The 18,927-nt window shown below is 54.1% G+C and carries 16 protein-coding genes and 1 pseudogene; 9 read left to right on the forward strand and 8 right to left on the reverse strand.

The genetic code is table 11. The features are described from left to right. Window position 1 precedes the first annotated feature (1 nt). Both rpsR and rplI read left to right on the forward strand, forming a co-directional pair. Window positions 2-229 (forward strand): 30S ribosomal protein S18, encoded by a 228-nt coding sequence (gene rpsR, locus GC087_RS02765; protein WP_000135199.1) that lies wholly within the window; start codon window positions 2-4, stop codon window positions 227-229. A gap of 39 nt (window positions 230-268) precedes the next feature. Beyond that, window positions 269-718, forward strand: a complete 450-nt coding sequence (gene rplI, locus GC087_RS02770) for a 50S ribosomal protein L9 (RefSeq protein WP_006120926.1) — start codon at window positions 269-271, stop codon at window positions 716-718. A 379-nt stretch (window positions 719-1,097) separates the two neighbouring features. Here the strand turns inward: rplI and GC087_RS02775 are convergent, their stop codons facing one another. Continuing rightward, complete coding sequence (locus tag GC087_RS02775) at window positions 1,098-1,763, reverse strand: OapA family protein (protein WP_158281346.1); 666 nt, start codon at window positions 1,761-1,763, stop codon at window positions 1,098-1,100. A gap of 220 nt (window positions 1,764-1,983) precedes the next feature. On the opposite strand from GC087_RS02775, the gene fklB reads away from it, so the two are divergent. After that, window positions 1,984-2,604, forward strand: a complete 621-nt coding sequence (gene fklB / locus GC087_RS02780; protein WP_006118358.1) for a BamJ family beta-barrel-assembly machinery protein — start codon at window positions 1,984-1,986, stop codon at window positions 2,602-2,604. Between the two features lie 34 nt (window positions 2,605-2,638). Here the strand turns inward: fklB and GC087_RS02785 are convergent, their stop codons facing one another. Next, window positions 2,639-4,579 carry a bifunctional 2',3'-cyclic-nucleotide 2'-phosphodiesterase/3'-nucleotidase gene (locus tag GC087_RS02785; RefSeq protein ID WP_324029565.1) on the reverse strand — a complete coding sequence of 647 codons (1,941 nt, stop codon included), beginning with the start codon at window positions 4,577-4,579 and terminating at the stop codon, window positions 2,639-2,641. Between the two features lie 294 nt (window positions 4,580-4,873). On the opposite strand from GC087_RS02785, the gene cysQ reads away from it, so the two are divergent. Beyond that, on the forward strand, window positions 4,874-5,617 hold the full coding sequence (gene cysQ / locus GC087_RS02790; RefSeq protein ID WP_033740024.1) for a 3'(2'),5'-bisphosphate nucleotidase CysQ: 744 nt from the start codon (window positions 4,874-4,876) through the stop codon (window positions 5,615-5,617). A gap of 37 nt (window positions 5,618-5,654) precedes the next feature. Here the strand turns inward: cysQ and GC087_RS02795 are convergent, their stop codons facing one another. Further along, window positions 5,655-6,218, reverse strand: a complete 564-nt coding sequence (locus tag GC087_RS02795) for a YtfJ family protein (protein ID WP_205955720.1) — start codon at window positions 6,216-6,218, stop codon at window positions 5,655-5,657. Between the two features lie 310 nt (window positions 6,219-6,528). On the opposite strand from GC087_RS02795, the gene GC087_RS02800 reads away from it, so the two are divergent. Beyond that, window positions 6,529-6,735 (forward strand): stringent response modulator YtfK, encoded by a 207-nt coding sequence (locus GC087_RS02800; RefSeq protein ID WP_003855513.1) that lies wholly within the window; start codon window positions 6,529-6,531, stop codon window positions 6,733-6,735. Window positions 6,736-6,767: 32 nt separating this feature from the next. Here the strand turns inward: GC087_RS02800 and GC087_RS02805 are convergent, their stop codons facing one another. After that, window positions 6,768-8,087, reverse strand: a complete 1,320-nt coding sequence (locus GC087_RS02805; RefSeq protein ID WP_033740022.1) for a polyamine export protein PaeA — start codon at window positions 8,085-8,087, stop codon at window positions 6,768-6,770. A gap of 513 nt (window positions 8,088-8,600) precedes the next feature. Here GC087_RS02805 and tamA point away from each other — a divergent pair. The 3 genes and pseudogenes from tamA (at window position 8,601) to GC087_RS02820 (ending at window position 14,435) form a co-directional block, all read left to right on the forward strand. Continuing rightward, window positions 8,601-10,315: pseudogene (gene tamA, locus GC087_RS02810) on the forward strand (autotransporter assembly complex protein TamA). Continuing rightward, window positions 10,312-14,079 (forward strand): autotransporter assembly complex protein TamB, encoded by a 3,768-nt coding sequence (gene tamB / locus GC087_RS02815; protein WP_324029567.1) that lies wholly within the window; start codon window positions 10,312-10,314, stop codon window positions 14,077-14,079. The pseudogene tamA and the gene tamB overlap by 4 nt, the downstream one beginning before the upstream one ends. 2 nt (window positions 14,080-14,081) lie before the next feature. After that, window positions 14,082-14,435, forward strand: coding sequence for a gamma-glutamylcyclotransferase family protein (locus GC087_RS02820; RefSeq protein ID WP_006118351.1), 354 nt, complete (start codon window positions 14,082-14,084; stop codon window positions 14,433-14,435). A 73-nt stretch (window positions 14,436-14,508) separates the two neighbouring features. Here the strand turns inward: GC087_RS02820 and ppa are convergent, their stop codons facing one another. The 3 genes from ppa to GC087_RS02835 all read right to left on the reverse strand — a co-directional run bounded on the left by ppa (window position 14,509) and on the right by GC087_RS02835 (window position 16,058). Continuing rightward, window positions 14,509-15,039, reverse strand: coding sequence for an inorganic diphosphatase (gene ppa / locus GC087_RS02825; RefSeq protein WP_006118350.1), 531 nt, complete (start codon window positions 15,037-15,039; stop codon window positions 14,509-14,511). Between the two features lie 100 nt (window positions 15,040-15,139). Next, window positions 15,140-15,589 carry a DUF441 domain-containing protein gene (locus GC087_RS02830; protein WP_039341815.1) on the reverse strand — a complete coding sequence of 150 codons (450 nt, stop codon included), beginning with the start codon at window positions 15,587-15,589 and terminating at the stop codon, window positions 15,140-15,142. Window positions 15,590-15,647: 58 nt separating this feature from the next. Next, a complete protein-coding gene (locus GC087_RS02835) occupies window positions 15,648-16,058 on the reverse strand; it encodes a lysozyme inhibitor LprI family protein (RefSeq protein WP_058708628.1) in 411 nt (136 codons plus the stop codon). Window positions 16,059-16,235: 177 nt separating this feature from the next. On the opposite strand from GC087_RS02835, the gene GC087_RS02840 reads away from it, so the two are divergent. Beyond that, window positions 16,236-17,795 (forward strand): methyl-accepting chemotaxis protein, encoded by a 1,560-nt coding sequence (locus GC087_RS02840; RefSeq protein WP_039341822.1) that lies wholly within the window; start codon window positions 16,236-16,238, stop codon window positions 17,793-17,795. A 36-nt stretch (window positions 17,796-17,831) separates the two neighbouring features. On the opposite strand, the gene fbp is transcribed toward GC087_RS02840, so the two are convergent. Further along, window positions 17,832-18,839 carry a class 1 fructose-bisphosphatase gene (fbp, locus tag GC087_RS02845; protein WP_006118345.1) on the reverse strand — a complete coding sequence of 336 codons (1,008 nt, stop codon included), beginning with the start codon at window positions 18,837-18,839 and terminating at the stop codon, window positions 17,832-17,834. Window positions 18,840-18,927: the final 88 nt, after the last annotated feature.

Raw genomic sequence — 18,927 nt, forward strand, 5'->3', positions numbered from 1 at the left:
AATGGCACGTTATTTCCGTCGTCGCAAGTTCTGCCGTTTCACCGCGGAAGGCGTTCAAGAGATCGATTATAAAGATATCGCAACGCTGAAAAACTACATCACTGAAAGCGGCAAGATTGTACCAAGCCGTATCACTGGTACTCGCGCAAAATACCAGCGTCAGCTGGCTCGTGCTATCAAGCGCGCGCGTTACCTGTCTCTGCTGCCGTACACTGATCGTCATCAGTAATCGGCAACTGTCCATTAACGACTTTAAGAGGATAAGGTAATGCAAGTTATTCTGCTTGATAAAGTAGCAAACCTGGGCAGCCTGGGTGATCAGGTTAACGTTAAAGCGGGCTACGCTCGTAACTTCCTGGTTCCACAGGGTAAAGCTGTTCCTGCTACCAAGAAAAACGTTGAATTCTTCGAAGCACGCCGTGCAGAACTGGAAGCCAAACTGGCTGACGTTCTGGCAGCATCTAACGCGCGCGCAGAAAAAATCAACGCACTGGGCACTGTTACCATCACGTCTAAAGCAGGCGATGAAGGTAAACTGTTCGGTTCCATCGGTACCCGCGACATCGCTGACGCTGTTACTGCAGCTGGCGTTGACGTTGCTAAGAGCGAAGTTCGTTTACCGAACGGCGTTCTGCGCACCACCGGTGAGCACGAAGTGGACTTCCAGGTTCACAGCGAAGTATTCGCGAAACTGATCGTGAACGTGGTTGCAGGTTAATTTTTATTAGCCTGCCGCACCTGAACGCCGACACTTGTGTCGGCGTTTTTGTTTTCAGTCGTTAACACCCTTTCTTTTTCTGCCCGGCCCCATCCCTCTTCACCGGCACCCGCATCTTCGCCATCACATAAAGGCGTACCGGACAACCCGATCCTCATGCGATCAACGCGCTGTTTGCCGATTAAAAGGTGACGATGATATGTGCGGCTAAACCCTCAGCGCATCAGGGTGACGACGCGACATCAGCGACCACGCTCCGTCATCTGTGCTGACGCGGCTATCCGCTTGCGTTGCGGTTGGTCTGCCCGGAAACCGGGCGGGCAAATAAAATGACGGCCATGAAGGGCGCAACCGGCGACGGACCGCCACCGGGGAGGACTTATTCTACACGTAAAAAGCTGCCGTCCGGCTGGCGGGTAAACAGGACGGGACCGTTAGCGCCTTCCAGCGTTAAGCCTGTAACGACGCCATTCGCATCGCGACGGATCTTCACCTGCTGCCCCTGCTTCAGCGTACTGAGCGGCTGATCGTTGCCCTCAACGCGTGCCATGGCAAACACATCATTGACCGGCAGATTATTGTCGCGGAACAGCTGTGCCAGCGTTTGTCCGGCGGCAATCTGGTAGCTGTGCCAGTCACCCTGCGTGTCCGCCTTCGGTTCGGATTGGGCAGAGGAGCGAGACGGTTTGTTATCGTAGATATCCGCCTGCATCGGCACGTCTTTTTCGGCCGAGGGTGTCACAGGCCGTTCGACCGGATACTGCGGCGTACTGGAGGGCCAGAGAAAGGCCAGCAGCAGTATGATGACGGCAATGACGATCCCCCGACGGTGGAAAGCCGGGAGCGGGTCCATCCAGCGAATATCGTCTGTAAAATGCCAGAGGCGATACAGCCAGTTGGGCAGGCGAGACGGGACGTCTGAAGTCATATCGGGTTCCTCCGCTCCGGCACCTTGCGACCGCGTTCGTTGCGGCAGTAAGTTCTGTAACCGGGTTAAAATACGCAGTGCATGCGTCCTGCGGCGACGAGGGGCTATCTGGCCCATATTCTCTCTCTTTCTTATAGTGCCACTGACAAGGGGGAACTTGTCACTTATACAGTATGGGCAATGTGGACGCGAAGTGCCTGCCAGCATTGGTAAATTTGACCTGCGTATTGTTTCTCTTTCGCCGACAAAAGTCATCTGTAGCGCTGCGGATTTTACGCCAGCGGCCTGCGCTGTTATGCTGCCCGTCTTACTATATCCGAGAGTGAAAGGAACGAAGATGACTACCCCTTCTTTCGACAGCGTCGAAGCACAAGCAAGTTACGGTATTGGTTTACAGGTTGGCCAGCAGCTGCTGGAATCTGGTCTGCAGGGGCTGCAGCCAGAAGCACTGCTCGCGGGCCTGCGCGACGCGCTGGAAGGGAACTCACCTGCGGTGCCTGTCGATGTGGTACATCGCGCCCTGCGTGAAGTACATGAGCGTGCGGAAAGCGTGCGTCGTGAGCGCGTGGAAGCCATGGCCGCAGAAGGCCAGGCTTTCCTGCAGGACCATGCTCAGCGTGAAGGCGTCAGCAGCACCGAGTCAGGTTTACAGTTCAGCGTGATTACGCAGGGCGAAGGCCCGATTCCTTCGCGCCAGGACCGCGTACGCGTGCATTACACCGGTAAACTGATCGACGGCACGGTGTTTGACAGCTCTGTTGCACGTGGCGAGCCGGCGGAATTCCCGGTAACCGGCGTGATTGCGGGCTGGATCGAAGCGCTGACGCTGATGCCGGTTGGCTCGAAGTGGGAACTGGTGATTCCCCACAACCTCGCCTACGGCGAGCGTGGAGCGGGCGCGTCCATCCCGCCATTCAGCACCCTGATTTTTGAAGTTGAGCTGCTGGAAATCCTGTAAGGATAAAGGGCGGTTCGATGCCGCCCTTACCCCTCTACTGCTGTAAGTTTACCTGCCAGAGAGCGAATCCCGTCTCGTCATTCCCTGTCGCCTTCATGGGATATTGCGCATGCTGCTGAATAAAGTGTGTGGCTTTATCGCCGGGTGCGGTTTCAAAGCGAATATCAAGAGGCTGCGCGGCAGGTATTGCAGCCAGTCGCCAGTTATTATCCGCCTGTGGGCGCACTTCACCGTGCTTTTTGGTTTCGGCACTGATATACGCCGCCAGAATCGCGCGGTTTTCATCAGGCGAGGCAAAGGCAATGTATTTGTCGCCCGTTCCGGCAAACTTGCCCGCGTAGGCCCGGTAGTTATTGGTTGCCACCAGGAAGGTCGCCTTAAGATCGATGGGTTTTCCCTGCCAGCGAAGATCTTTAATGCGTGACGCATCCGGATGGATCAGGTTGCACTCTTCGTCGTAACGGGCGGGTTGTGTGACATCAATCTGATAGCTCACGCCGTCAATCACATCGAAGTTATAGGTGCGGAAATTCCAGTTGATCAGCGGCTGTGTGCGGCGACTGGTCGGATCGATTTGGTTAAACTGACCCGCAGAGCACTCCAGCCAGTCTTTCACCTGCTCGCCGCTGACTTTCATCACCACCAGCGTATTCGGATACAGATAGAGATCGGCTGCGTTGCGGAAGGTCAGGTTGCCTTTCTCAACTTCCGCATAGCTGGCAGGATCGTTTTTACGTCCCCCGGCTTTAAACGGCGCGGCGGCAGACAGTACCGGCAAGTGCGCCAGATCGGGATCGCCCTGGATAAAATGCTCGACGTAGGCGCGCTGGGCGTTATTCACAATTTGCACAGTAGGATCGTCCTGCACCAGCGACAGATAGCTGTACATCACATCCGCAGATTTTCCGATAGGCTGGGCGACAAAGGTGCGGGTAGCATCATGATCGTCTTTCAGAACCTTAACCAGTGCAGGATCTTCAGCAGCCAGCGCAGTTTTATGCGCGATATCGTAGATCGGACGCGCCTGCGCGGTACCGCTTGTCACCTGCCAGTGATCGCCTTCCTTGCTCAGCACCAGATCCACCACACCAAGATGATCGCCCCACATGCCGGGCATGACCGCAGGCACACCGTTTAATGTTCCTTTCTCAATGTCTGCACCTTTGATCCCCGCAAACTCTTTCCCCGGGAATACGGCATGCGCATGACCAAACATAATGGCACTGATGCCCGGAACTTCGCTGAGGTAATAAACCGAGTTTTCTGCCATCGCCTGATACGGCTCGCTGCTTAACCCTGAATGGGCTAATACGACAACCACGTCCGCTCCTTTAGCGCGCATTTCGGGCACGTAGCGCCGGGCGGTTTCTGTAATATCGTCCACCCGCACTTTGCCCTGCAGGTTGCCTTTATCCCACACCATAATCTGCGGCGGGACAAAGCCGATATAGCCGATGTTCACCGTCTGCGTGTTGCCGTCGCGATCGGTCACTGTGGTGGGTTTAATCAGATAAGGCGTAAACAGTGGCTTACCGCTCTTCAGATCGATGACGTTGGCATTGACGTAAGGAAAATGCGCGCCCGCCAGGGCTTTTTGCAGATAGGGCAGACCATAATTGAATTCATGATTGCCCAGCGTGCCCGCGCTGTAATCCAGCGTATTCATCGCCTTATAGACGGGATGGACTTCACCCTGTTTGAGCCCTTTCGCAGCCATATAGTCGCCTAACGGGCTACCCTGAATCAGATCGCCATTGTCCACCAGCACGCTGTTCGTGACTTCCTGACGCGCGGCATGGATCAGGGACGCAGTGCGCACCAGACCATATTTTTCTGTGGGCGTATCTTTGTAATAGTCGAAGTCCATCATATTGCTGTGCAGATCGGTCGTTTCCAGCACGCGTAAATCCACGGTGGCTCCCTGTGCTGCAACTGAAACGCTCAGTGCCAGTAACATCATTCCCGCCTTAACCATGTTCACTCCCAACGTTAAAAGATCAAGGCTACAAAAGTAATGTAAAAGGCTGATGAAAGGGCAGATTAAAACGTGATGCAAATAACGTTTTGAGCCTGACTGGTGCCGCTTCAGTCACATCAGTGCAGAGGCCGGCGTGAAAAGAGGTCTTTGCCATTGTGGGCTATTGTGTTGATATAGCTGAAAAAGGATTCAAAATGTTTACCTGAAACCAGGGGCGAGCATGAAACTGCTAAAATGTACCCCAACAGGCATAACAGTTAACGCGTAGCATTCGCATACATGAGGTGACAAATGTTAGAGCAAATAAGCCAACTGGCGCGTGAAGCAGGCGACGCGATTATGCAGGTCTATAACGGTTCGGTTCCCGCTGATGTTTCGCATAAAGCAGACGATTCGCCCGTCACAGCAGCCGATCTGGCCGCGCATGATGTGATTGTTAAGGGCCTGAAACAGCTGACACCGGATATTCCGGTGTTGTCAGAGGAAGATCCGCCCGGTTGGGAAGTCCGTCAGCACTGGCAGCGCTACTGGCTGGTGGATCCGCTTGACGGCACCAAAGAGTTTATCAAACGCAATGGTGAGTTTACGGTCAATATTGCGTTGATCGAGCAGGGCAAACCGATCATGGGCGTGGTGTACGCGCCCGCGCTGGGCGTGATGTACTCGGCAGCAGAAGGTAAAGCCTGGAAGGAAGAGGGCGGAGAAAAGCAGCCGATTCACGTTCTGGATGCACGTCCACCGCTGGTGGTGGTGAGTCGTTCCCACAACGATGATGATGAGATGAAAGAGTATCTGAAGCAGCTAGGGGAACATCAGACGGTGGCAACCGGCTCATCGTTAAAATTTTGCCTGGTCGCTGAAGGTAAGGCCCAGCTTTATCCGCGCTTTGGACCCACCAATATCTGGGATACCGGCGCGGGTCATGCCGTTGCTGTCGCGGCAGGTGCTCACGTCCACGACTGGCAGGGAAGAACGCTGGATTATGCGCCGCGTGAATCTTTCCTGAATCCGGGCTTCCGTGTATCGCTGTTCTGACGTCAGACGGGAGGCACTCGCCTCCCGACTTCAGCTGTCAGGGTGCTTTTAACAACGTTTTTAACAACGTAATGACTTCTTTGACTTCCTGCTGCGTCAGTGCCCCGTCTTTGACATATTTCACCTGACCGTTTTTATCCAGCACCACAATGGTCGATCCGCCTTGCTGCAACTGCCAGGCGTGCTGCACATTGCCCTTGCTGTCGACGATAAACTGTGACCACGGATACTGCTTTTTATTACTCTGAATGCTGCTGCGAACAAACAGGCTGGTACCGGGAATGGCATCATCGGTGTTCACGATAGTCGTGGTCTGATAGCGATCGTGCGGCAGTTTCGCTGACTTGATGGCCTCAACCAACGCTGCATTCATCTCTTTAGCCGATGAGCGGCCTGCAATGTGCTGTATGACACGTACTTTTCCGTTCAGTTGCGCGCTGTTCCAGTCTTGATAACTGAATTTTTCCTGCGCCAGGATCAACTCGCCTTTGTCATTGACGCCCACGGGCGGCACGCGTTTTCCCGTCTCAAGATTGTGGGCCAACGCACTTACAGGAAGCAGCAGTGACAAGGCCAGTGCGGCCAGAGTGATACGCCTCATTATTTTCTCCAGTGATCAGACCAGTTAGTCATCCAACTGTAATAGTAAGCAGGGATGATGCGGCTGTCTCAAAAAGCTGTCAGCTTTGTTATCAACCACACAATTCTGTAACGAACGAAGGTTTATACTGAATAGTGAAAAGTAAATAACAGAGTATTCTGTAATGTTCTGTCAGCACGGTAAAAAAAGTTATTTCTGGTCGTGCGAAGTAAGCAGAGTGTTCTATAGTTTATCTCGCATTCGCGCTTCATGGACCCGTACCGAATTTGGCAACGGTGAAGCGTGCTTAAAAATTAAGGAGTTAAGAAGTATGAAAATCTTCCAGCGCTATAATCCGCTACAGATAGCAAAATATGTTAAGACGCTGTTTAAAGGAAGGTTGTACATCAAGGATGTGGGCGCGTTTGAGTTTGATAAAGGTAAAGTCCTGATCCCCCGGGTCAAAGACAAACAGCACCTGAGCGTGATGTCAGAAATTAACCGCCAGGTCGTTCGTCTCAAGCTAGAGTTTAACTAAAAAACAGGGCGCCGATGGCGCCCTGAGTGTTTCTATTCTTCGCTTTTCGTCACGTTCAGCATCGGCGGTCGTTCATCAATCCGTGTCACCAGCAGCTGATCAATGCGGTAACTGTCGATATCGACCACTTCAAACTTGTAGCCCGCAAATTTCACAAAGTCGGTACGTTTCGGGATTTTACGCAGCATATACATCATAAAGCCGCCAATTGTTTCGTAGTTACCCGACTGCGGAAAATCATCGATATCCAGCACGCGCATAACATCATCAATCGGCGTCCCGCCTTCCACCAGCCAGGAGTTTTCATCGCGCGCAACAATCTGTTCTTCCATGCCCTGACCCACCAAGTCGCCCATCAGCGTCGTCATCACATCATTCAGCGTAATGATACCGACCACCAGCGCATATTCGTTCATGATGACCGCGAAGTCGTCGCCCGCCGTTTTAAAGCTTTCCAGCGCCTCAGACAACGTCAGGGTATCCGGAACAATCAGCGCAGAACGAATCTGCACGCCGCTGTTCAGCGCCATGCTCTGATTGCCCAGCACGCGCAGCAGCAGCTCTTTCGAATCGACATAGCCAACGATGTGGTCGATATCCCCATTACAGACCAGGAATTTCGAGTGAGGATGTTCAGCGATTTTTGTTTTCAGGCTGACTTCGTCTTCGTGCAGATCAAACCAGACGATATTTTCACGTGACGTCATGGAGGAGGGCACGGTGCGTGATTCCAGCTCAAACACGTTCTCAATCAGTTCGTGTTCCTGCTTACGCAGCACGCCAGCCAGCGCACCGGCTTCCACAACCGCGTAAATATCGTCGGACGTGATATCGTCTTTGCGTACCATCGGCAGCTTAAAGACGCGAAAAAAGACGTTGGCCAGGCCGTTAAACAGCCAGACCAGCGGCCGCATCACCAGTAAACAAAAGCGCATGGGATTGATAATCCGCAGGGCAATGGTTTCTGGCGCGATCATGCCTACCCGTTTTGGGGTTAAGTCGGCGAACAGAATAAACAGGCTGGTGACGATGGTGAATGAGCAGATAAAACTGAGCTGTTCGGCCAGTTCGTGAGACATAAAGCGATTGAAGAGGGCGGAAAATGCCGGGGAAAAGGCCGCATCACCGACGATACCACCCAAAATGGCGACGGCGTTCAGGCCAATTTGCACCACGGTGAAGAACATGCCGGGCGTTTCCTGCATCTTCAAGACCCGCTGAGCGTTAACGTTGCCTTCATCAGCCAGCAGTTTCAGCTTAATCTTGCGGGCGGCAGCCAGCGAGATTTCGGAGAGAGAAAAAAAAGCACTGATTACGATCAGTAGCAGAATGACAAGTAAGCTATCAAGCATAAGTAATCCAAAGAGTTATCCACTTGTCATTTTTGGCCTGGGCAGCGTGCGGTTGAGGCGCTTATTCCCTGTACGTACGACGCAGAGGAGCTATCCGTGCCAAAAATGTCTGCGCCCGTTCGACAAGGTTGTAAGGGGAAAGGGGCAGAAATGAAGACAGGCGGGATGCCTGCGGTGGGTGATTATAGCAGCAGCGAGGAGGCCGCCGCCAGAGGGCAAACAGTGGCTTATAATGAGGTTTTCAGCTCAGGATGCATGTGTAATGCAGGAGAGCGGTCTACTGGCGTGCGGCCTGTCTGGACAACAAGGTCGTTGTATCGTGCGTCCGTTTTACCGACAATAATGCGCAATTTGACTTAGAACGCGTTACAGACTGCCCTTTGGCAAAAAGTGCGGCTATGATGAGTAAGTTGCCGTTGCGATTGTGACGGCAACAAGGATTAACACGCGCCCTGCGGAATGGGGCGGGCATGAGAGACAGGAGTACAGGTGCCACGATTTTATGTTTATTGCATGGCGGGCTTATTGCTCGTCGCGCCCGCCTTTGGGGCGGCACCGGTTCGACTACAGCTTGAAGGGCTGACCGGCGAACTGCAAAAAAACGTCAGGGCACGCCTGTCGACCATCAGCAGCGACGAAGTCACCAACGATGGCCGTTTCCGCGCGCGCGTATCGGCCGCTATCAAAGAAGGGCTTCGCGCGCTCGGCTACTATGAGCCTGATATCGACTTTGAATCACGCCCTGCCCCTGCGCAAGGTGGCCGTCCGGTGCTCATCGCGCGCGTGACGCCTGGCCAGCCGGTAAAGATTGCCGGTAGTACGATCATTGTCACCGGTCAGGCGAAAAACGATGCGGACTATAAAAACTGGATCGCCCAGGGCCGCCCTAAAGTTGGCACAATCCTTAATCATGGTCAGTACGATAAATTCAAAAGTGGCTTTACCAACCTGGCGCTGCGCAACGGCTATTTCGATGGCGAATTTGAAAAAAGTCAGTTAGGCGTTTCCGTGGCGCGCCACGAAGCCTTTTGGGATATCGACTACAATAGCGGACCGCGTTACCGCTTCGGCGATGTCACCTTCCAGGGCTCACAGATCCGTGACGCCTATTTGCAAAATCTGGTGCCGTTTAAAAAGGGCGACTATTACAGTTCCCGTGATTTGGCTGAACTGAATCGCCGCCTGTCGGCGACGGGGTGGTTCCAGTCGGTGGTCGTCGCGCCGGAATTTAAAGAGGGACGCAAAACCAAAGTCCTGCCGTTAAATGCGGCCGTTTCCCCTCGGGCAAAAAATATTGTTGAAGCCGGTGTCGGGTATTCGACGGATGTCGGGCCGCGTCTGAAAGGCACCTGGAGAAAGCCCTGGGTTAACGACCGTGGCCACAGCATGATGGCCAGTGCCTATATTTCTGCGCCTGAGCAGCAGGTGGATCTCAGCTACAAAGTTCCGTTACTCAAAAGCCCGCTGGAGCAGTACTACACTTTTTCAGGCGGGCTCAAACGCACCGATCTGAACGACACCAAAGCGGATACCAGCACGCTGGCAGTATCGCGTAACTGGGACAGCAGCAGTGGCTGGCAAAGGGCCGTCAATCTGCGCTGGAGCCTTGACCACTTTACCCAGGGGAATGTCACCAATACCACGATGTTGCTTTATCCCGGCGTCAGTCTGAACCGCACGCGCTCACGCGGTGGCCTGATGCCGACCTGGGGCGACTCGCAACGTTATTCTGTCGATGTGTCCGATACCACCTGGGGATCGGATGTCGATTTCCTGATCCTGCAGGCGCAAAACGTCTGGATTCGTACGCTGGGCGAAAAGAACCGCTTTATTGCACGCGGCACGGTGGGATGGATTGAAACCAACGACTTCGATAAGGTGCCGCCGGATCTGCGCTTCTTCGCCGGGGGGACCGCAGTATTCGTGGCTATAAGTACAAAAACGTCTCGCCGCGTGACAGTGATGGCAAACTGACCGGAGCCTCAAAAATGGCCACCGGTTCACTGGAATACCAGTACAACGTCAGCGGAAAATGGTGGGGTGCGGTGTTTGTTGACGCCGGTGAGGCCGTCAATGATATCAGCCAAAGCGATATTAAAACCGGTGCCGGTATCGGCGTGCGCTGGGCATCGCCTGTGGGGCCCATTAAGTTTGATATTGCGCGTCCCATTGGCGACAGGGAGGAGCACGGTTTGCAATTTTACGTAGGATTGGGGCCTGAACTATGAAGCGCTGGAAAAAGGTCCTGACTGGCTTTCTGATTTTTTTGGTCTTGTTGTTGGCTGGCGTGGCATTTTTGATTGGTACGACGCCGGGCCTGCATTTAGTGTTAAACGGCGCGTCGCGCTGGGTACCGGGATTATCCATCAACAAAGTGGATGGCGGCTGGCGTAATCTTACGCTCAGCGGTCTACGTTACGACATGCCGGGCGTCAGCGTTAACGCGGGCAATATCCATCTGGCGGTAAATCTCAATTGCCTGCTGCACTCGTCGGTCTGCGTCGATGATCTGACGCTAAAAGATATCAGTGTGGTCGTCGACAGTAAAAAGATGACGCCGTCGGCGGCGGCACCCGAAGACGATAACAGCGCGACCAATCTCAGTACGCCGTACCCCATCAGCCTGCGCCACGTCGGGCTGCATAACATCAGTGTGAAAGTCGATGATACCGCGATTTCGCTGGTGGATTTTTCCACCGGATTACACTGGCAGGCGCGGGCGTTAACGCTGAATCCTACCCACATTCAAAGCCTGTTAATTGCGCTGCCTAAAGCGGCAGCGGTCGCGAAGGAGCAGGTGGTCGATCCGAAAGTACAGCAGCCGCAGCCAAACGAGAAGCCGCTGGGCGAAACGCTGCAGGCGATGTTTGCCAAACCCCTGCTACCGACACTGCCGGACTTCCAGTTACCGCTGGATATCGATGTTCAGGACATCGTGGGCGAACAACTGCGCATTACCGGCGATACGGATATCGTTGTGAATCAGCTGCGTGTGAAGGCCAAAACGCTTGACCGCCATATACAACTGCAAACGCTGGACGTGGACTCAAACCTCGGCAGGCTCAACGGCAGCGGCCAGGCCACGCTCGCAGACAACTGGCCCGTTGATTTTGCCCTGAATGGCGATGTGAATGTTGATCCGGTTAAAGAGGAAAAGCTGAGTCTGACCTTACAGGGCGCGATGCGTGACGAGCTGAAGCTGGCGCTCAACCTCTCTGGCCCGGTCAGGGCGCAGCTGGATGCCCGCGCTCAGCCTGCTGTTGCCGGTCTTCCGCTGGCATTAACCCTGACCAGTCCACAACTGCGCTGGCCGCTCACCGGAGCGGTTCAGTACCAGGCGGACAATCTCGACTATCAGTTCAAAGGCAAGGCGACCGACTACGTGATGTCGCTGCGCACGGCGGTGAAAGGCGAAGCGGTGCCGCCTGCCACGATTACGCTGGACGGTAAAGGGAATAGTGAACAGTTCAGCCTGGACAAGCTGCGTGTGGCAGCGTTACAGGGCACTATCGATCTGACGGCGCTGGTGGACTGGAGCAAAGCCATCAGCTGGCGCAGTGAACTGACGCTGGCGGGCATCAATACCGCCCGCCAGTATCCGGACTGGCCAGCCAGACTGGAGGGTAAAATCACTACGCGCGGCAGCCTGTATGGCGGCAGCTGGCAGCTGAGTGTGCCGCAACTGATGTTGAAGGGTAACGTCAAACAGAACGCGGTCAGTGCGGACGGAACATTACGGGGCAACAGCTACAACCAGTGGGATATTCCGGGTATTAAGATTGCGCTGGGCCGCAATCATCTGGATATCAAAGGCAGTCTGGGCGAAACGCTGAACCTGGATGCCAACGTGGATGCCCCCCATCTTGATAACGCATTGCCGGGGCTGGGCGGTGTGGTCAAAGGGGATATCAAAGCCCGCGGCTCGCTGAAAGCCCCTCAGCTGCTGGCGGATCTGACGGCCACTGGCTTACGTTGGCAGCAACTGCTGGTCCGGCGCGTAACGCTGAAAAGCGATGTACGCTCCAGCGACCAGATCGCCGGTAAGCTGCAGTTGCGCGTTGAACAACTGAAGCAGGATGCGCTTAACATTAATCTGTTGACGCTCAATGCTGATGGCGACGAAAAGCAGCATCAGCTTAAACTTAACGTGCAGGGCGAGCCGGTATCGGGTCAGCTCGCGCTGAACGGTAGCTTTGACCGCCAGACGGAGACATGGAAAGGCAGCCTGAACAATACGCGTTTTAATACGCCCGTCGGAGAATGGCGTCTGACGCGCGCTATGGCGATCGACTATGTTAATCAGAAGCAGACTGCGTCAATCGGCCCGCACTGCTGGCAAAACCCCAACGCGCAGCTTTGTGTGCCAGAACCGATTGAAGCCGGCCCCAGCGGTCACGCTCATGTGGTATTAAACCGCTTCGATCTGGCGATGCTAAAACCCTTCCTGACTGACCAGACCCAACTGAGCGGCGTGTTCAGCGGTGATGCCCGCGTTAACTGGATGGAGGATGGCAAGCTGCCCGTCGGCACGCTGGCGCTGAAGAGTAATAACGTGAAAGTCGCGCAGGATGTGCAGGGCAATACGCTGCCCATCGCGTTTAACACAATTAATGTCAATGCGGCACTGCGGGACGGACGTGCACAGCTCGACTGGCTGATTCGCCTCGTCAATAACGGCCAACTGGATGGCAATGTGCAGATTACCGATCCGCAACAGCGCCGTGAGCTGGGTGGCAATGTGAATATCCGCAATATCTCGCTGGCGATGATCAATCCCGCCTTAATGCAGGGCGAGAGCATCAAAGGCCTGCTGAACAGCGATCTGCGCCTGGGCGGCACAGTGCAGCAGCCGCAGCTTTTTGGGCAACTGGGTCTGAAAGATGTGAATGTGAAAGGCAACTTCATGCCGGTGGATCTGACCAGTGCCAGTCTGAACATGGTGTTTAACGGCATGAGTTCGACGCTGAATGGCCTGCTACAGACCGCACAGGGCAATATCAACCTGAGCGGCGATGCGGACTGGAGCCAGCTGGATAACTGGCGTGCGCGCGTAGCCGCCAAAGGCAGCCGGGTCCGTGTCACGGTGCCGCCAATGGTGCGCATGGATGTGTCGCCGGATGTGGTATTTGAAGCCACGCCAGCCGCCTTTAATCTTGACGGGCGCGTCGATATTCCCTGGGCACGTATCACGGTACAGGAGGTTCCTGAGAGCGCAGTCGGCGTATCGTCTGATGAAGTTATGCTGGATAAAAACCTTAAACCGATTGCGCCTAAAACGGCCTCAATACCGATTAACAGTAACCTGACCATTCATGTTGGAAACGATGTGCGTCTGTCGGCCTTTGGACTGAAAGCCCGTCTGAATGGCGATCTGAAAATGGTCCAGGATAAATCAGGACTGGGACTCAACGGACAGATCAATATTCCATCCGGCCGTTTCCATGCTTACGGTCAGGACTTGATCGTGCGTAAAGGCGAGCTGCAGTTTGCGGGCCCGCCAGACCAGCCTTATCTCAACCTGGAAGCGATTCGTAATCCGGACGCGACCGAGGATGGCGTAACGGCAGGATTGCGCGTTACGGGGCTGGCGGATGAGCCGAAAGTGGAAGTGTTCTCCGATCCGGCGATGTCACAGCAGGAGGCCCTTTCTTACCTGTTACGCGGTCAGGGGCTGAATAGCGACGGCGACAGTAACGCGTTAACGTCAGCGTTAGTCGGCTTAGGGGTTGCACAAAGTGGGCAGGTTGTGGGTAAAATCGGCGAGACATTCGGTGTCAGTAATCTTGCCCTTGATACGACCGGCGTTGGCGACAGTCAGCAGGTACAGGTCAGTGGCTATGTATTGCCGGGTCTACAAGTAAAATACGGGGTTGGCATCTTTGATTCACTGGCAACGTTAACCTTACGTTACCGACTGATGCCCAAACTCTATTTGGAAGCCTTGTCCGGTGTGGATCAGGCTCTTGATTTGCTCTATCAGTTTGAGTTTTAGTAATGCGAATAATTGTCTATGGCAGTTTACGGCGCAAACAGGGAAACAGTCACTGGATGACACATGCGCAATGGTTGGGTGATCACCAGATTGAGGGTTATGAACTCTACAGTCTGGGTCACTATCCTGGCGTGATCACGGGCGAAGGAACGGTATATTGCGAAGTCTACCGAATTGATGCCTCCATTCTCGCCGAGTTAGATGCGCTTCGGACCAAAGGTGGTGAGTACAAACGCCATCTGATTCAGACGCCGTTTGGTAGTGCTTGGCTTTATGTCTATCAGCGTTCGGTCGCGGGTCGCCAGCGTATCCAGAGTGGAGACTGGCTGAAGCGTGATGAGGCGTCGGAAGTCTGAATAAAAACACCGTCCAGTTGGACGGTGTTTTTTAACGGTTTACCTCAGGTAAACCTGCGTTAGCCGGGCAGAATTACTTCTTCGCCGCACGCTCAAAAGACGAGACGATCTCGGCTTTGGCTGCTTCGGCGTTATCCCAGCCGTCAACCTTAACCCATTTGCCTTTTTCCAGATCTTTGTAGTGCTCAAAGAAGTGGGTGATCTGCGCACGCAGCAGTTCTGGCAGGTCGTTCACATCTTTGATGTGATCGTACTCTTTGGTGAGTTTGGTGTGCGGGACAGCAACCAGTTTGGCATCTTCGCCAGACTCGTCGGTCATTTTTAACACGCCAACCGGACGGCAGCGGATCACTGAGCCGGGCTCCAGTGGGTACGGTGTTGGAACCAGTACGTCTACCGGGTCACCATCCAGCGACAGCGTATTGTTGATGTAACCATAGTTGCATGGATAGAACATTGCCGTAGACATAAAGCGATCCACAAACAGGGCTCCAGAATCTTTATCAACTTCATATTTGATCGGATCGGCATTCGCCGGGATCTCAATAATTACGTAGATATCTTCTGGCAGGTCTTTACCTGCTGGCACCTGGTTCAAACTCATCGGGTATTCCTTCAGTCGTCGTATGTTGAGTGTCGGCTATTATAGCCAACTGACTGTGAAAGTACGCCCCCTTTTTGGCGTTTCAGAATGCTCCTCAACGCTATTTGGCTGTGACAAACAGGGATACAATGCCCGCAGCAATCAGTGGCCCTACCGGAACGCCACGGAAAAACGCCACGCCGATTACTGTTCCTATCAGCAATCCGCCAATGACTGAAGGCTGTACACTCATAAAACTCACGCCGCGCCCGCCCAGCCAGGCCACGAAAATGCCTACCAAAATCGCGACAATCGACTGCCAGTTGGCAAAGGATTTCAGCAGGGATGACGCAGGCAGCGAACCACTGGCCAGCGGGGCCATTACGGCTACGGTAAGGATAATAATGCCCACTGTAATGCCCTGTTTTTCCACATAAGGAAAGAATTGCGACAGCGGTGTCATTTTGATGATCAGCAGGATCAGAATGGACAGAGTCACGGCGGTGTTGTGGACGAAGTAACTCAGTACAGCAAGGCAGATCAAGATCAGCGTGGAGGCGTAAGCAACCATAGTTTTTCCCTGAAAATGAATGAAGACAGTTATGACTGACTTTAAAGGTTTACATTAATCAACAATCGTCGGGGTTCGCGCAACTGCCAGTGGCTAAAGATTGCAGTTGTAGGGTTTGATTGCGGACCAGCGCGGTGCTCTGGGTGGCCAGCGCAACGGGGCCGAGAGTGCCCTGCGTGTTGAGTTGGCTGCGGCTCACCGCTAACCAGGCTTCCCGGTAACGCAGCCAGGCGCGCTGGGCGATACGCAGTTTCTCTCTGGGTTCTCCGCTTAATTTTTTCATCAATGCACTGTACTGCGCGTTCATTTCCGCGTCCCATTGCTGGGTTGCCGTATCCTGACATTGCATCAAGGCCAGCGTGGTATCGGCTTGATTAAGGCATTGATTTAACGTGACATCAATCGTGGACTGCTCAGCCACTGCAAGCTTACAACTCAAGAGCGCTATCAACATTACCCTTTTTTTCATCGATTTCCCCTTTGTTTCCTTAACAAAATACCTTCAATTTCATTAACAGATTAGCGGCAAGCACGGGATTAATCATTCACAGGCGTTAAAGTTTGCGAATCGCAATGCCGATACTTTCTCCGTTTAAGGGTTGTCGAAATTATTTCGCCTTTTACTACTCATACGGAAACGATCAAGATGAAACAGTTATCACTACGCACGGGGTTGCTGGCGTTGCTGGCATTCATGACACTGCTGTTGTTGGCGGTGAGTGTGATGGGCATTGTGGCAATCAACAAGGGCAACCGCTCGCTGGATGTGATTAACCGCATTCAGGGGATTGAGTTAAACAGTCTGTATCGCAGTAACGCCGATTTAATGCGCGCGCGTGCCAGTGCTGCGCTTGCAGTACGCAAGATTGAGATTGGTTTACTGGATGAGGGCGCGCAGGTCACCAAAACGGCGCAGGCCGATGTCGAGTCCTCTCAGCGCAATTTAAAACGTTTTGTGGATGCCGGAACCGTGACGGCGGAAGGCAAAATCATGGCCGATGCCATTGCATCAAGCTATAAGGATTACCTTGATCAGGGCATCCTGCCGATGATGAAGGCGCTCGACAAGCAGTATAACGATGAATATTACCAACTGCTGGAAGGTAAACTGGAGCCTTTATCGGCGAAGTACACCAAAGCGGTAGAGACCTTTGGCGCAAAAGCCGACGAAATTACCCAGGCACAGTTAGTTGAAGCTCAGCGCAATGAAATCATGATGAAAGTGCTGATCGCCGTGGCGGTGGGGCTCTCCGTGCTGCTGCTGGTACTGGCCTGGGTGCTGCTGCGCCGCATGTTACTGACGCCGTTGAACAATGCGATTATTCACCTTGAGCAGGTGGCGGCGGGCGATCTGTCTCAACCGTTGCCGCTGGCGGGCAACAACGAACTGGGTCGTCTTAACAATGCGCTGGCGGGCATGCAGCAGGCTCTGCGTGACTCGGTGAATAAGGTGCGTGAGGCCGGGCTGAAAATTGACAGCGGCAGCCGCGAGCTGGCGGCGGGCAACGTTCACCTTTCTCAACGTACCGAAGAATCCGCCGCGTCGCTGGAGCAAACGGCGGCCAGTATGGAACAGTTGACCGCAACGGTTCGTCTGAACGCCAGTAACGCGCAGCAGGCTCACCAGTTGGCAAATGCCGTTTCTGACAGTGCCGATCGCGGGGCGGAAGTGGTGAACTACGTGATGGAAAAAATGCGTGAGATCACCGAGAGCGCCAATCGCATCGGCGATATTCTGAGCGTGATCGACGGCATTGCCTTCCAGACCAACATTCTGGCGTTAAACGCCGCCGTGGAAGCGGCACGTGCCGGTGAACAGGGGCGCGGTTTCGCCGTCGTCGCGAATGAGGTGCGCACCCTGGCGCAGCGCAGTGCCAGCGCGGCGAAAGAGATTCGCACGCTGATCAGCGATTCACAAACGCGGGTGAAAGAGGGCAGTGAAATGGCCACGCGTGCAGGCGAAACCATGGATGATATCGCTGGTGAAGTCATGCGCGTGACGGCACTGATGAAAGAGATTTCAATGGCTTCAGAAGAGCAAAGTCGTGGCATCGATCAGGTCAACCATGCGGTGACGCAGATGGATGAAGCGGCGCAGCAGAACGCAGCGCTGGTGGAGCAGGCCACCGCCGCCACGCATTCACTGGAGGCGCAGTCAGAGCAGTTGCAGGCTGCTATGGCGCTGTTCCGGCTTCAGCAGGCATAAGACAAAATAAGGGCGCGACACCCGCGCCCTTTATGTTTAGCCCTGACGACACTCCGGGAACTCTGCCAGGAAGCGCTCTACGTCATCCACCATGGCGGTGTTGCCACAGTAGAACGGGCAGCGCTGATGCAGCGTTACGGGGGGAATATCCAGAATACGGTTTTGCCCGTCGCTGGCTTTACCGCCCGCCTGCTCGGCCAGGAAGGCCATGGGGTTGCACTCATACAGCAGGCGCAGTTTACCCTTCGGATGGCTGGCCGTGCTGGGGTAAAGGTAGATGCCGCCTTTCAGCAGGTTACGATGGAAATCCGCCACCAGTGAACCGATGTAGCGTGAGGTGTAAGGACGGTGCGTTGCCACATCCTCTTCCTGACAGAATTTCAGGTATTTTTTCACGCCCTGCGGGAAACGAATGTAGTTACCTTCGTTAATGGAATAGGTGTAGCCCACTTCCGGATACGTCATCCGTTCGTGACTGAGGCAGAACACGCCCAGTGACGGATCGTAGGTAAACGCGTGCACACCACAACCGGTGGTGTAAACCATCATGGTAGACGAACCGTAAACCACATAACCGGCCGCGACCTGTTTGTTGCCCGGCTGCATGAAGTCCGCTTCGACGACCGGTGTGCCGGGTTCACTGACGCGACGATAGATTGAGAAAATGGTGCCGACAGAGACGTTAACGTCGATGTTTGATGATCCATCCAGCGGATCCATCAAGACCACGTACTTGCCGTTTTCCTCGCCCTCAAAGATGACAAATTCGTCCTCTTCTTCAGAAGCGATACCGGCAACGATACCGCGTGCTTTCAGTGCGGCTTTGAGTTTTTCGTTGGCGAACAGATCCAGTTTCATCTGCTGTTCACCCTGAACATTCTCGACGCCGCTGGCCCCCAGGATATCCACTAAACCGGCTTTGTTAATATCGCGGTGGATAATTTTGGCACCCAGCTTAATCGCTGAGATAAGCGCCGTCAGTTCACCTGTAGCGTGCGGAAAGTCGTGTTGCTTCTCGACGATAAATTCGCCCAACGTTTTCATAACACATTCCCTGAATCATCGATGGAGTGGCAGCGGCATACTTCACTGCCGACGGATGCGTACGCAGTTTAGCCGATTGAACTTCAAA

The organism is Pantoea sp. JZ2, from assembly GCF_035191405.1.
Classification (GTDB): domain Bacteria; phylum Pseudomonadota; class Gammaproteobacteria; order Enterobacterales; family Enterobacteriaceae; genus Pantoea; species Pantoea stewartii.

Bases quoted from the DNA above. Each gene is read 5' to 3' on its own strand.
- rpsR (WP_000135199.1), top strand. From the start codon at position 2: ATGGCACGTTATTTCCGTCGTCGCAAGTTCTGCCGTTTCACCGCGGAA.
- rplI (WP_006120926.1), top strand. From the start codon at position 269: ATGCAAGTTATTCTGCTTGATAAAGTAGCAAACCTGGGCAGCCTGGGT.
- GC087_RS02775 (WP_158281346.1), bottom strand. From the start codon at position 1,763: ATGGGCCAGATAGCCCCTCGTCGCCGCAGGACGCATGCACTGCGTATT.
- fklB (WP_006118358.1), top strand. From the start codon at position 1,984: ATGACTACCCCTTCTTTCGACAGCGTCGAAGCACAAGCAAGTTACGGT.
- GC087_RS02785 (WP_324029565.1), bottom strand. From the start codon at position 4,579: ATGGTTAAGGCGGGAATGATGTTACTGGCACTGAGCGTTTCAGTTGCA.
- cysQ (WP_033740024.1), top strand. From the start codon at position 4,874: ATGTTAGAGCAAATAAGCCAACTGGCGCGTGAAGCAGGCGACGCGATT.
- GC087_RS02795 (WP_205955720.1), bottom strand. From the start codon at position 6,218: ATGAGGCGTATCACTCTGGCCGCACTGGCCTTGTCACTGCTGCTTCCT.
- GC087_RS02800 (WP_003855513.1), top strand. From the start codon at position 6,529: ATGAAAATCTTCCAGCGCTATAATCCGCTACAGATAGCAAAATATGTT.
- GC087_RS02805 (WP_033740022.1), bottom strand. From the start codon at position 8,087: ATGCTTGATAGCTTACTTGTCATTCTGCTACTGATCGTAATCAGTGCT.
- tamB (WP_324029567.1), top strand. From the start codon at position 10,312: ATGAAGCGCTGGAAAAAGGTCCTGACTGGCTTTCTGATTTTTTTGGTC.
- GC087_RS02820 (WP_006118351.1), top strand. From the start codon at position 14,082: ATGCGAATAATTGTCTATGGCAGTTTACGGCGCAAACAGGGAAACAGT.
- ppa (WP_006118350.1), bottom strand. From the start codon at position 15,039: ATGAGTTTGAACCAGGTGCCAGCAGGTAAAGACCTGCCAGAAGATATC.
- GC087_RS02830 (WP_039341815.1), bottom strand. From the start codon at position 15,589: ATGGTTGCTTACGCCTCCACGCTGATCTTGATCTGCCTTGCTGTACTG.
- GC087_RS02835 (WP_058708628.1), bottom strand. From the start codon at position 16,058: ATGAAAAAAAGGGTAATGTTGATAGCGCTCTTGAGTTGTAAGCTTGCA.
- GC087_RS02840 (WP_039341822.1), top strand. From the start codon at position 16,236: ATGAAACAGTTATCACTACGCACGGGGTTGCTGGCGTTGCTGGCATTC.
- fbp (WP_006118345.1), bottom strand. From the start codon at position 18,839: ATGAAAACGTTGGGCGAATTTATCGTCGAGAAGCAACACGACTTTCCG.